The sequence below is a fragment of the Rhodococcus sp. P4_F5 genome (genome assembly GCF_056401315.1).
This window is the reverse complement of sequence record NZ_JBFUJP010000059.1, coordinates 26,275-38,207: the sequence shown is the minus strand read 5'-3', so window position 1 is coordinate 38,207 and position 11,933 is coordinate 26,275. Positions and strand designations below refer to the sequence as shown.

Genomic DNA, 11,933 nt, shown 5'->3' with positions numbered 1-11,933 from the left:
CCGCCACACCGATACTCTCAGCCCCCCGATTTCCCGAGCGGCACGACGTCAGCCGGCATGCACCGGCGGCGCCGACTCGCCGGTGGCGGCCTTGGCGTTGACGGCGGTCACGGTGACCACCAGGCCCACCACCAGCAGCACCGCGGCCACGGCGAACGCCGCGGTGAATCCCTCGGTCAGGGCGTTCGACGCCTGCGCGAGCAGGGACTCGTCACCGGTGCCGAGCGCCCGGAAGTACTCCTTGTCCGCGTCGGCAAGCACCCCGTTCGCGGTGGTGGTGGCCACCGTCGAGAGCAGCGCGAGCCCCATCGCGCCGCCGATCTGCTGGGCGGTGCTCAGCAGTGCCGACGCGATGCCCGCGTCGCCGTCGGTCACCCCGGACACCGCACCGAGGGTCATCGGCAGGAAGGTGACGCCGAGGCCGAGCGCGGTGACGAACATCGCCGGCAGCAGGTGCGTCCAGTACGACGAGTCCGGCCCGAGGAACGCGAACCACACCAGGCCCGCCGCGGCAAGCACCAGGCCCGGGCCGGCCAGCAACCGGGCCGGGACCTTGCCCGCGAGCTTCGAGCCCATCGCCGCGCCGAAGCCCATGCCGAGGCTGAACGGCAGGTAGGCGAGTCCGGTCTGCATCGGCGAGAAGCCGAGCACCTGCTGCAGGTAGAGCGAGAGGAAGTAGAACATCGCGAACATCGCGGCGCCGACCACCAGCATGGTGACGTAGGAGCCGGACCGGTTGCGGTCCTTCAGCAGGCGCAGCGGCATCATCGGGTGGTCCGAGCGGGTCTGGATCACCAGGAAGGCGACGAGGAGCGCGGCGGCGGCCGCGAACAGGGCCAGCGTGACCGAGTCGGTCCAGCCGGACTCGCCGCCGCGGGTGATCGCGTAGACGAGGCTGACCAGGCCCAGGGTGCCGGTGATCGCGCCGGGCACGTCGAGGCGTCCGGTCATGCGGTCACCCACGGGCAGGATCCGGGTGCCGACGAGCAGCGCGACGCCGATCGGAACGTTGACGAAAAAGATCCACCGCCAGTCCAGGTAGTCGGTGAGCAGGCCGCCGAGCAGCAGGCCGAGGGTCGAGCCGATGCCGGACATGGCCGCGTAGACGCCCATCGCCTTGTTTCGGGACCCACCCTCGGGGAAGGTCGTCGCGATCAGTGAGAGCGCGGTGGGCGCGGCGATCGCCGCGCCGACGCCCTGCAGCACCCGGGCCGCGATCAGCAGTTCGGCATTGGGCGCGAGGCCGCCGAGCAGCGACGCGAGGGTGAACACGGCGATGCCGATCCGGAACATCCGGCGGCGGCCGAACAGGTCACCCGACCGGCCGCCCAGCAGCAACAGGCCACCGAAGGCCAGCACGTACGAGTTCACCACCCAGGCCAGTCCGGACGCGGAGATGCCGAGGTCGGCCTGGATGCTGGGCAGGGCGATGTTGGTGATGGTGCTGTCGAGAATCACCATCAGCTGCGCGGTGGCGATGACGACGAGGGCGAGGCCCAGGTGCCTCGGCACACCGGTGCCGGGCGCGGCGGACGCGCGTGCCGACGAGGTGGTGGTCATGGCTGGCCTTCCGAAGTTGTGATGACGGTCGCCGGCGTCCTGCCGTCCGACCCGCAATATAGAGACGGAACCGTATCGTATTTTATTCCGCAGGCGACGGCCCGGCGTCCGGAACCGACCTCGTGATCGCAGCGCGCGACGCCTCGTTCGCCGATCCCCGAGGCCAAACGCGGCTTCGTCGCCGCGGCCGGCGGCGGGCCGCGACTCGCCCCGCGCATCCCGGCGAACGCCCCGCTGTCGATCGCGCAGGCATGGGGCGAAACACCGTCCGCCGCAGTGGACAGGCCGCGGACGACACCCCGTCGGCACTCGAACGACACGCGAAAATCCGTGACCAGGGTTACGCTCCCTATTAACTGGCCCCGATGCGGCTTGCCGCATGGGGGTGCGTTGGTGCGTGCGCACCGGCGTCGTCGTCCGTGGGGGAAGAGGCCAGATGTCCGTTACGAGCTGGGATACGCGCCGAATACGAACTTGCCCACCGTCATACACCAATCCGGCGATTCGCCGACAACGGCTGCTCGACACACTCTCCGACCTGACACTTCCGACAGAGCGATCTGCCGGCGCGGTCGTGATGCTCAGCGCCCCAGTGGGTTCCGGAAAGACCATGCTGCTCTCCGACTGGACCGCCGAGGTAGCCGACCGGCCGGAGGGCCCGGCGCTCGCCTGGCTCACCGTGGAGGAATCGGACAACGACCCGATTGCCCTGCGCACGTCTATGCATGTCGCACTGGAGAACTCGGGCGACGCCGCATTGGCGGACGCGGTTCGGCCGCTGCCACCCGTCACCGACGGCGACTACCCCGGCGAACTGACGCGGGCACTCGGCACGCTCGCCGGCCCGATCGTGATGGTGCTCGACGACGCGCACGTGCTGCACGACCCGGCGGCCCTCGACGTGGTGAGCGAGATCCTCCAGTGGGCCCCGGCATCGCTCTGCACCGTCGTCGCCGGACGGTTCGCACCGCCGCTGGCGGTGCACCGGATGCGGCTCGACGGCCGGGTCCACGACTTCTCTTCCAACGAACTGGCATTCACGGCGGACGAGACCACGACCCTGCTGGCCGAACACGGGGTCAGCCTGGACGAACCCGAACTCGCGATGATCCACGACCGCACCGAGGGTTGGGCGGCGGGCCTACGCCTGGCCGCGATTTCCCTTGCCTGCCAGCATGATCCCGTGGCCATGATCGCCGACTTCAACGGGGACAACAGGATTGTGGCAGATTACCTGGTCAACGAGATCCTCGACGGCCTCCCCGAGCCATGCCGCCACTTCGTGGTGGAGACTTCGGTCCCCGAGCTGTTCACCGTCGAACTGGCCGAGGCGTTGACCGGAAACACCAATGCCCGAACCATTCTCGACCACCTCGAGCGGAGCAACTTCCTCATCGAACGGGTCACCGGGTCCCCGGGCTGGTACCGGTACCACCCGCTGCTGCGCGAATACCTGCGCGCCGAGGTGGGCCGACAGGGACACCGCGCGGTCACCGACCTCGAACAGACCGCGGCGGCGTGGTTCGGGCGCAGCGGCGACTACCTGCCCGCGCTCGAGCACGCGTTGCACGCCGGCCAGGACGAGGCCCTGCTGGCGCTGCTCGAAGAACGCGGCCTGCACCTGGTACTCGCGGGGCGCGGCGAGGCGGTGATCGGGGTGCTCGACCGCGCGCCACGGTCGGTGCGCTCCGCCCCGTCCATCCGATTGCTGCGCGCCGCAGCCGAACTCGACCGCGGCAATGACGCCGCCGCCACCTCGCACCTCGGGGTGGCGGACCGCCGGCCCGACGACGCCTCCGAACTCACGGTCCTCGAGGACACCCTGCGTCTGCAGTTGGCCGTCCAGCGCGGGGGCATCGCGGACGCCCTCGAGACCCTGCAGGCGGCACCGGTCGGTACCACCGGCAATCCCGAGCTCGATGCGTTCTCCCGGGTCCAGGAAGGAATGGCCGAGCTGTACCTCGGACGGATCGGGCCCGCCGACCGGCACCTCGCCGACGCGCTGGCCGACGCCCGCGCCGCCGACCTGTCCGGCGTCGTCCTGCAGGCGCTCGCCGCCCGCGCGACCGTGGCGGCGTTCCGGTGCCGGCTCACCGAAATGATCGAACTGGCCCGGCAGGCGGAGGACTTCGGCCGGACCAACGGGCTGGCCGGAACTCTGTACTTCCACGTCGCACAACTGGTGACTGCCTGGGGTCACTACCTGCGAGTGGAGGACGAGCCGATGCGCCGGCTCGGCGCCGAGTCCACCCTTGGCCTGGCCGGCTGCGGCGACCCGGCGATCGCGCGCGTCGCCGTGTGCCTGGCAGCACTGTTCGACTTCGAGAACTCCGACGACCCGCACGCGTTGGCCCGGATCATCCGGGAGAACGCCGCTCCCGAACATGGCCGGCCGCTGCCGCCGGGTGTCACCGCGCTGCTCGCTCCCTCCCTGCAACGGGTGTTCCTGCACGTCGGCGAGGTCGGCTGGGCCGGCCAGGTCGCAGACCTCGCCGCGCGCGAACTCGGCGACTGCGGCGAACTGGCCGTCCTGGCCGCGTCGATGGCGGTGCACCACCGACGCGGCGACGCGGCCCGCCGCGACCTCGCCCCGATACTGAGCGGCAGCGTCCCGTGCGCCGCCGACACCACCGTGGTCCGGGCCTGGCTGACGGAGGCCGCGCTCGCCGACGACCGCAACGACCCGATCACGGCCCACGCGGCGCTGCTCGAGGCCCTGACGCTCGCGGAGCCGAGCGGCATCCTGAGACCGTTCTTCGACTCCGGCGACCAGATCCGGGACCTGCTGGACCGCCACCACGGGCGCTTCGGGGTTTACGACGAGTTCGCCGCGGCCGCCCGGTCGGCCATCCCGAAGGCCGCCGGCGCCAGGTCCGACCTGCTGACCCCCCGCGAGATGGAACTGCTCCGCGAGCTGCCGTCCTGGCGCACGGCAGAGGAGATCGCAGCCGACCTGTTCGTGTCGGTCAACACCGTCAAGACCCACCTGCGGGGGGTCTACCGCAAGCTGGGAGTGCGGACCCGCCGGGACGCCATCACCGCGGCCCGGAACCGCGGCCTGCTGTGAGCACGGCGTCGCAGGCAGGCGGTTCCGACCACGTACCGGGCGGTCTCACCACCCGAGGGTGAGGCGGATCACGCCCGGTCCCGCAACACTGGATTGCGTCGGCCTGCGCATCCCGGTCGGCCCGCCGAACACCACACCGAGGAGGTCGCGTCGGTGGCACATCCCCAGCACTCCCGGGTCCGCTACGAGTTCCTCCTGCGGGGTGAGCTGTCCGAACGTGCCCTGGCCGCCTTCCCCGAACTCGAGGTGTCCGCGACACCGCACGCCTACACGACGTTGTACGGCCCGATYGACAACGACACCCAGCTACGCGGCATGCTCGCCCGCTTCGATGCGCTGGGCATCACGGTCGTCGAGATGCGCCGCCTGCCGGACTGACCCCGAAAACGACTGTGCGCGACCGACACCGAGTTGGTGTCGATCGCGCACAGTGTGTGGACCTGCTGGTTCCTAGCCGACACCGCTGATGTTGGTGGAACCGGTGACGGCCGAACCAATCATGGGCGCGGGCGGCGGAACGTACTCGTTGCCGTCGCCTTCGCCACTGATGTTGGTCGAGCCGGCGAACGCCGAGCCGAACAGGGGGGTGTCCGGGGTGACGGGCGGCAGCGTGGCGCTGCCGGCGCTGCCGTTGTCGGCGGGCGCCTCCCCCTCCTTGGTCACGGCGCCGKCCAGATTCTGATCGAGTGCCCCTGCCAGGTCCGCGCCGATCAGGCTGGCGCCGGAGAACCGGGCGCCCTTGAGGTTCGCCTCACGCAGGTCCGCGTGGTCGAAGTTCGCGTCGGGCGCGTAGGCGTTGGTCAGGTTCGCCTTGGCCAGATTCGCGTTGGTGAACAGGGCGAGCGACATGTTGGCCGCGGCGAGGTTGGCCCCGGAGAGGTTCGAGTCCGCGAGGTTCGTCCCGGTCAGGTTCGCACCGGCCAGGTTCGCGAAGGACAGGTCCATCTTCTCCAGCGCCGCGCCGGCGAGATTCGCGGCCGCACAGTCGGTGAACTTGTCGACGGTGGGCTTCGAGACGATGACACAGCCGTTGATCGTGGTGTCCGCGCTCGCGACGGGGGCCAGCACGGCCAGCCCCGCGAGCGCGATCCCGCTACCGGCGAGGACTGCGGCACCTCGGCGCACCAGACCGCCCCGGACGGAAGCTCGTCGAAGATCGACTGCGGCCCGGGCGGGGCCGTTCACGAATGCCGACATGCACATCTCTCTTCCCAGAAACCAGCTACAAGCGAGGCGTAAATCCTGATCCGTCGGCCACACAGTAACCAACCAGCGTCAGCGACGGTCCCGGTTTTACGAAACAAGCGTCCAGGTCCGTTCAAACGGTGTAATCGGCGCGCACCGCGCGCACCAACCGGCGCTCGGCCGCCTCGACCGCGTCGAGGGTGGACTCGCCGAGTGTGCTGGTCGCGGCGAAGGTCTCGAGCACCACACCCTGGGTGGCCAGCCGCCCGGGGTTCCACTGCTCGAGGACCTCCGGAGTCAGTCCGCTCAGATACAACCGGCCACCGAGCCCGTCCAGCCGTGCCGCGTAGTCGGCGACCACCTTGAAGAACGTCGCCCCGAGCGTGGTGCGCCCGCGCAGGCGCAGGACCACCTCGGGCGACTCCGCGTTCGCCGGGTCCGGCAACCGGACCTGGAGCGTCCGCGCGCCCGCGTAGAAGAGGCTGCCGTACACGTCCAGGACCACCACCTCCCGGTCCTTCAGCGTGTTCGGTGCGGCGTGTTCGACCAGGGTCCCGTTCGGCCGCGGCACCAGCCGGACCACTCGCAGGTCCACCGCCTCCTGGTTCAGCTGCAACAGGATCGACAGGACCACGCCGATCCCCACCGCCGCGGTGACCGGGAGGACCAGGGTGGCCGCGAAGGTGATGACAAGCGCGAGAATCGAACTCGGTCCGCTACGCAGGATGGACAGGATCTGGGCGGGCCGGATCGAGCCGACCGCCGCATAGATCAGGACCGCGGCCAGCGTCGGCATCGGGACCTTGCCGACCAGCCCGGAGAAGGCAACCAGGATGACGAGCATCCAGAGGCCGGAGAAGATCGCGCCCCAGCGGCCCTTCGCGCCCGCCGTGTCGTTGAGCGCCGTCTGCCCCACCGAACCGCCGACCGGCATCCCGCCGAACAGGCCGGACGCGATGTTGCCCACGCCCTGCGCGGAGAAGTCCCGATTGGGGCGCGACCGGGACCCGTCCCGGTTGGGCGACGCTTCCGCCACACCCACGCCCTGCACCAGCACGATCGCGGCGACCGCGAACCCGCCGCCGACCAGGGACGGCGAGAGCAGGCCGAAGTCGGGTAGTTGCGGGAGCGGGATCCCGGTCGGGATGGTGCCGACGTCGGCCACCCGCGCGACACTGTCCAGCCCGAGCACGATCACCACCAGGCAGGGCACCACCAACGCGATCAGGGCGCTGAACAGGGCGAGGCGGGTACGGGAGAGGACAACCAACAGGAACAGGGCCAGTAGGCCCGTCAGAAACGACGCCGGGTCGACAGCCGACGGGTGCGCGAGCACGTCGACGGCCTTCGCAATCGCGACTGCCCCGGTGGCGCTCGCCCCGGCGAGGTCGCCGATCTGGCCGAAGACGATGTTGACCGCCACCCCGGTCAGGAACCCGGTCATCACGGAGTGAGACACGAACCGGGTGTACCGGCCGAGCCGGAGAAGGGCGGCCGCCACCATCACCACACCCGCGACCAGGGTCAACAACATCACCGCCCCGGCCCGGTCCGGCTCCGGAACCTGGGCCAGCGCAGACCCCGCTGCCAGCGCGGCGGCACTGGTCGTGGTGATCACCATCAACTTGGTACTGGTCTGCAGGCCGCCGAACACCGGCCCGGCAAAGCTCGCGTACAGACCGTGCACAGGGTTCACGCCGGCGAGTACACCGGACGCCATGCCGTCGGGAACACTGCTGATCGCGCCGGGGATCCCGGCCACGAGGTCGGACTTGAGGAACCTGCGTTCGGGTAGCAGTTCCCGGAACCACCGGCCCACCGACGACGGAATCGACACCATCGTCCGAGCGTCGGGCACGACGGTCGGCCGGTCATCATTCCCGGCGGGTGAAGACCCGCCCCGATGCGGCGGCGCGTAGACTGCCGTACATGCAGCGGGCGCTCCTTCTTAATCGCCGCGACGGGGTCTGATTCAGACTGGCTTCCCGTCGCGGGGTTCAGTCGCGCCGGTCGACCCATCGGACTACCCGTCCCCTCAATTCGGAGATTCGTCAATGTCACCCGCCGACGCTTTTACTTCTGGATCGCGCACCATCACGCCGCCGTCCAAGCCCGCCCCTGCCGACCAGCCCGCCTGGAACCCGCAGAAGAACTCCTCCATGCCGACCTACCGGTACCGGCCGTTCGCCGACGAGGTCGAGCCGGTCACCCTCCCCGACCGCACCTGGCCCGACAAGGTCATCGACCGTGCCCCGATGTGGTGCGCGGTGGACCTGCGTGACGGCAACCAGGCGCTCGTCGACCCGATGAGCCCAGCCCGCAAGCGCCGCATGTTCGACCTGCTGGTGCGGATGGGCTACAAGGAGATCGAGGTCGGCTTCCCGTCCGCGAGCCAGACGGACTTCGATTTCGTCCGCGAGATCATCGAGGACGGCGCGATCCCCAGCGACGTGACCATCCAGGTGCTGACGCAGTCGCGCCCCGAGCTGATCACCCGCACCTTCGAGGCGTGCGAGGGCGCCGAGAACGTCATCGTGCACTTCTACAACTCCACCTCGATCCTGCAGCGGCGGGTGGTCTTCCGCGCGGACCGCGAGGTCATCAAGAAGATCGCCACCGACGCCGCCGAGCTGGTGCTCACGGAGTCCAAGAAGTACCCGGACACCAACTGGCGCTGGGAGTACTCCCCCGAGTCCTACACCGGCACCGAGCTCTCCTACGCCAAGGAGGTCTGTGACGCGGTCACCGAGACCCTCGGCGCCACCCCGGCCAACCCGGTGATCCTGAACCTGCCGGCGACGGTCGAGATGGCCACCCCGAACGTGTACGCCGACTCGATCGAGTGGATGCACCGGAACCTGGCGCGTCGCGACTCGGTCATCCTCTCGCTGCACCCGCACAACGACCGTGGCACCGGCGTCGCGGCCGCCGAACTGGGCTACCAGGCCGGCGCGGACCGCATCGAGGGCTGCCTGTTCGGCAACGGCGAGCGCACCGGCAACGTCTGCCTGGTCACGCTCGGCCTGAACATGTTCACCCGCGGGGTCGATCCCCAGATCGACTTCTCCAACATCGACGAGATCCGTCGCACCGTCGAGTACTGCAACCAGCTGCCCGTGGCCGAGCGCCACCCCTACGGCGGCGACCTGGTCTACACCGCGTTCTCCGGCAGCCACCAGGACGCGATCAACAAGGGCCTCGACGACATGAAGGTCACCGCCGACTCGCAGGACGCGGACGTGGCCGACATCCTGTGGCAGGTCCCCTACCTGCCCATCGACCCGAAGGACGTCGGCCGCACGTACGAGGCCGTCATCCGCGTGAACTCGCAGTCCGGCAAGGGCGGCGTCGCGTACATCATGAAGGCCGACCACGGCCTGGTGCTGCCGCGGCGACTGCAGATGGAGTTCTCGCAGTCGGTGCAGAAGCTGACCGACGGCGAGGGCGGCGAGGTCTCGCCCAAGGAGATGTGGGATGTCTTCAACGAGGAGTACCTCGCCCCGATCACCCCGCTCGAGCGGATGCGCCAGAAGGTGACCGCGTCCGAGGTCGACGGCGGCACCGACTCCATCACCGCCGTGGTGAAGGTGGGCGGCAAGGAACAGGAGATCTCGGGCAGCGGCAACGGCCCGCTGGCCGCGTTCGTCGACGCGATCGCCACGGTCGGCTTCGACGTTCGGGTCCTGGACTACAGCGAGCACGCCATGTCGGCGGGCGACGACGCCAAGGCCGCCGCGTACGTGGAGGCCGCGGTCACCACCCCGGACGGCACCAACAAGGTCGTGTGGGGCGTCGGCGTCGCCACCTCGATCACCACCGCCTCGCTGCGGGCCGTCGTCTCGGCGGTCAACCGGGCGCACTGAGCGAGACTCCGCAAAGGGGCCGCACCCGTCGGGGTGCGGCCCCTTCTGCGCGGTGGACCCAGTCCCGCTGATCGGAAACGAGCACCACCCCGGCGCCCGTTTCGCATTGACTACCGGTCGTGACGACCCGACACCAGACGTTCCCGCACCTGCTCGCTCCCGGCGCCATCGGGCCGATGACGCTGAGCAACAGGGTCGTCCTCCCTGCCATGGACATGAACCTCTGCGAGGACGGCGAGATCCATCAGGGCGACATCGACCACTTCGCCGCCCGCGCCGAGGGCGGCACCGGGATGATCATCACGGGCTGCTGCGCCGTCGCGTACCCGGCGGGCTGCACCAGCCGCAAGGAGCCGGGCCTGTCCGAGGACCGGTTCATACCCGGACTCAAGGCCCTCGCCGACGCGGTCCACGAGACCGGCAGCAAGCTCTGCGTGCAGATGACGCACCACGGCAAGGTCGCCCGGATCGACACCCTCGACGGCCGCCCGCAGCTGGTGCCGTCCATTCCGAAGCCGCCCGGTGACATGAGCGCGATGGCCGACTGCACCCCCGAGGAGCTCGGGAAGATGGCCGCCATCCAGGAGGGCAAGAAGGCCACCTACCGCGAGGCCACCAAGGACGATCTCGACTGGCTGGTCCGGATGTTCGCGGAGGCGGCCGGCCGGGTGAAGGCCGCCGGCGGCGACGCGGTCGAGATCCACTGCGCCCACAACTACGTGCTCGGCGGCTTCCTGAGCCGCTACTCGAACCAGCGCACCGACGAGTACGGCGGATCCCTGGAGAACCGGGCCCGGCTGACGTGCGAGGTGATCCGCGCGGTCAAGGACGAGGCCGGCGACAGCCTCGCCGTCATCGTGCGTCTGGCCGGGCAGGAGTACGGCGAGTCCGACGGCCTGACCCCCGAGGAGGCCGCCGGCGCGGCCGCCATGTTCGAGGCGGCCGGCGCGGACGCCATCCACGTCACGGGCACCGCGCTGAATGCCTTCGCGAACTTCACCGACGGCCCGCTGCCCGACAAGGTCGGCTACTACACCGACAATGCGACGGCGGTGAAGCGCGCGGTGTCGATTCCGGTCATCACCGTCGGCCGCATGCTTCCCGAGGTCGGCGAGAAGATGATCGCCGAAGGCCGCACCGACTTCGTCGCGATGGGCCGTCAGCTGCTGGCCGACCCGGAACTGGTCAACAAGCTCGAGACGGGGCGCACCGCGCAGGTCCGTCCCTGCATCAACTGCTACGTGTGCGTGCAGGAGAACTTCTGGGACGACACCCCGCTGTGTGCGGTCAACCCGGCGCTGGGCAACGAGACGCTACTCCCGTTCCCGACCACGACGGCACGCAAGCACGTCGTGGTGGTCGGTGCCGGCCCGGGCGGCCTCGAGACCGCGCGCGTCGCGAGCGAGCGCGGCCACCGCGTCACCGTGCTGGACAAGACCGACCGCCTCGGCGGCACCCTGTGGTTCTCCACGTTGACCACGCCCGACAACGAGCGACTGCTGAACTGGCTCACCCACGAGGCGACGCGTCTCGGTGTCGAATTCCGACTGAAGACCGACGCCACCGCCGCCACGGTCAAGGCCCTCGCGCCCGACGTCGTCGTGGTCGCCACCGGTGCGGTGCGGGCACGGCCGAGCGTGCCGGGCGGCAACCTGCCCCACGTGCACACCGGAGACAGCCTCCGCGCCCTGATGACCGGCGCCGGCGACGTCTCGGACCAGTCGCTGTTCCTGCGGACCATGGGCAAGCTCGGCGGGCTAGTCGGCATCACCAAGAGCCCCGAGAGGATCCGCGTCCTGAGCCGCAAGTTCCTCAAGTTCCTGCCGATGAGCAAGAACGTCGTCGTCATCGGCGGATCGCTCGTCGGCCTCGAACTGGCGGAGTTCCTCGCGGAGCGGGGCAGCCGGGTGACCCTGATCGAGGAGGGCCAGCAGCTCGGTGTGCCGATGGCGATGCCGCGCCGCTGGACCGCGGTCAGGCACGCCGGCGAGCTGGGCGTGGACATCCAGCGCAACGCGACGGTCGAGCGCATCAACCGCAAGTCCGTCGAGTTCACGGTCGGGGGCAAGACCCTGTCCGCGCCGGCGAACATGGTCGTGGTCGCGTCGGGTGTCTCGGCGGCGGCACCGCTGGCCGACGCGCTGGCCCGCGACGGCGTCGACGTGCGCGTCGTCGGTGACGCCGGCGAGGTCGACTACATCGAGGGCGCGATGCACTCGGCGTGGAAGGTGGCCACCGAGATCTGAGCACGTCGTAAC

The 11,933-nt window shown here is 70.0% G+C and carries 7 protein-coding genes; 4 read left to right on the top strand and 3 right to left on the bottom strand.

The annotated features are described in order from the left end of the window. Positions 1–48: 48 nt before the first annotated feature. A complete protein-coding gene (locus tag AC1DU4_RS19950; protein WP_477842731.1) occupies positions 49–1,560 on the bottom strand; it encodes an MFS transporter in 1,512 nt (503 codons plus the stop codon). Between the two features lie 577 nt (positions 1,561–2,137). On the opposite strand from AC1DU4_RS19950, the gene AC1DU4_RS19945 reads away from it, so the two are divergent. Both AC1DU4_RS19945 and AC1DU4_RS19940 read left to right on the top strand, forming a co-directional pair. Continuing rightward, positions 2,138–4,627: a winged helix-turn-helix domain-containing protein gene (locus tag AC1DU4_RS19945; protein ID WP_477842729.1), complete on the top strand. Its 2,490-nt coding sequence runs from the start codon at positions 2,138–2,140 to the stop codon at positions 4,625–4,627. A gap of 153 nt (positions 4,628–4,780) precedes the next feature. Continuing rightward, positions 4,781–5,005: a hypothetical protein gene (locus AC1DU4_RS19940; protein ID WP_477842727.1), complete on the top strand. Its 225-nt coding sequence runs from the start codon at positions 4,781–4,783 to the stop codon at positions 5,003–5,005. Positions 5,006–5,077: 72 nt separating this feature from the next. Here the strand turns inward: AC1DU4_RS19940 and AC1DU4_RS19935 are convergent, their stop codons facing one another. Both AC1DU4_RS19935 and AC1DU4_RS19930 read right to left on the bottom strand, forming a co-directional pair. After that, the gene (locus tag AC1DU4_RS19935; protein ID WP_477842725.1) at positions 5,078–5,824 is read right to left on the bottom strand and encodes a pentapeptide repeat-containing protein; all 747 of its coding nucleotides are present in this window, start codon (positions 5,822–5,824) and stop codon (positions 5,078–5,080) included. A 121-nt stretch (positions 5,825–5,945) separates the two neighbouring features. Then, on the bottom strand, positions 5,946–7,652 hold the full coding sequence (locus AC1DU4_RS19930) for a SulP family inorganic anion transporter (RefSeq protein WP_477842723.1): 1,707 nt from the start codon (positions 7,650–7,652) through the stop codon (positions 5,946–5,948). Between the two features lie 214 nt (positions 7,653–7,866). Here AC1DU4_RS19930 and leuA point away from each other — a divergent pair, with 214 nt between their 5' ends. Further along, positions 7,867–9,675 (top strand): 2-isopropylmalate synthase, encoded by a 1,809-nt coding sequence (gene leuA / locus AC1DU4_RS19925; protein WP_477842721.1) that lies wholly within the window; start codon positions 7,867–7,869, stop codon positions 9,673–9,675. Positions 9,676–9,794: 119 nt separating this feature from the next. Next, positions 9,795–11,921 carry an oxidoreductase gene (locus tag AC1DU4_RS19920; RefSeq protein ID WP_477842719.1) on the top strand — a complete coding sequence of 709 codons (2,127 nt, stop codon included), beginning with the start codon at positions 9,795–9,797 and terminating at the stop codon, positions 11,919–11,921. The last annotated feature ends 12 nt before the right edge of the window (positions 11,922–11,933 follow it).

What these genes read in the sequence shown, in the direction of transcription:
- AC1DU4_RS19950 (WP_477842731.1), bottom strand. Translation starts at nt 1,560, where the DNA reads ATGACCACCACCTCGTCGGCACGCGCGTCCGCCGCGCCCGGCACCGGT.
- AC1DU4_RS19945 (WP_477842729.1), top strand. Translation starts at nt 2,138, where the DNA reads ATGCTCAGCGCCCCAGTGGGTTCCGGAAAGACCATGCTGCTCTCCGAC.
- AC1DU4_RS19930 (WP_477842723.1), bottom strand. Translation starts at nt 7,652, where the DNA reads ATGGTGTCGATTCCGTCGTCGGTGGGCCGGTGGTTCCGGGAACTGCTA.
- leuA (WP_477842721.1), top strand. Translation starts at nt 7,867, where the DNA reads ATGTCACCCGCCGACGCTTTTACTTCTGGATCGCGCACCATCACGCCG.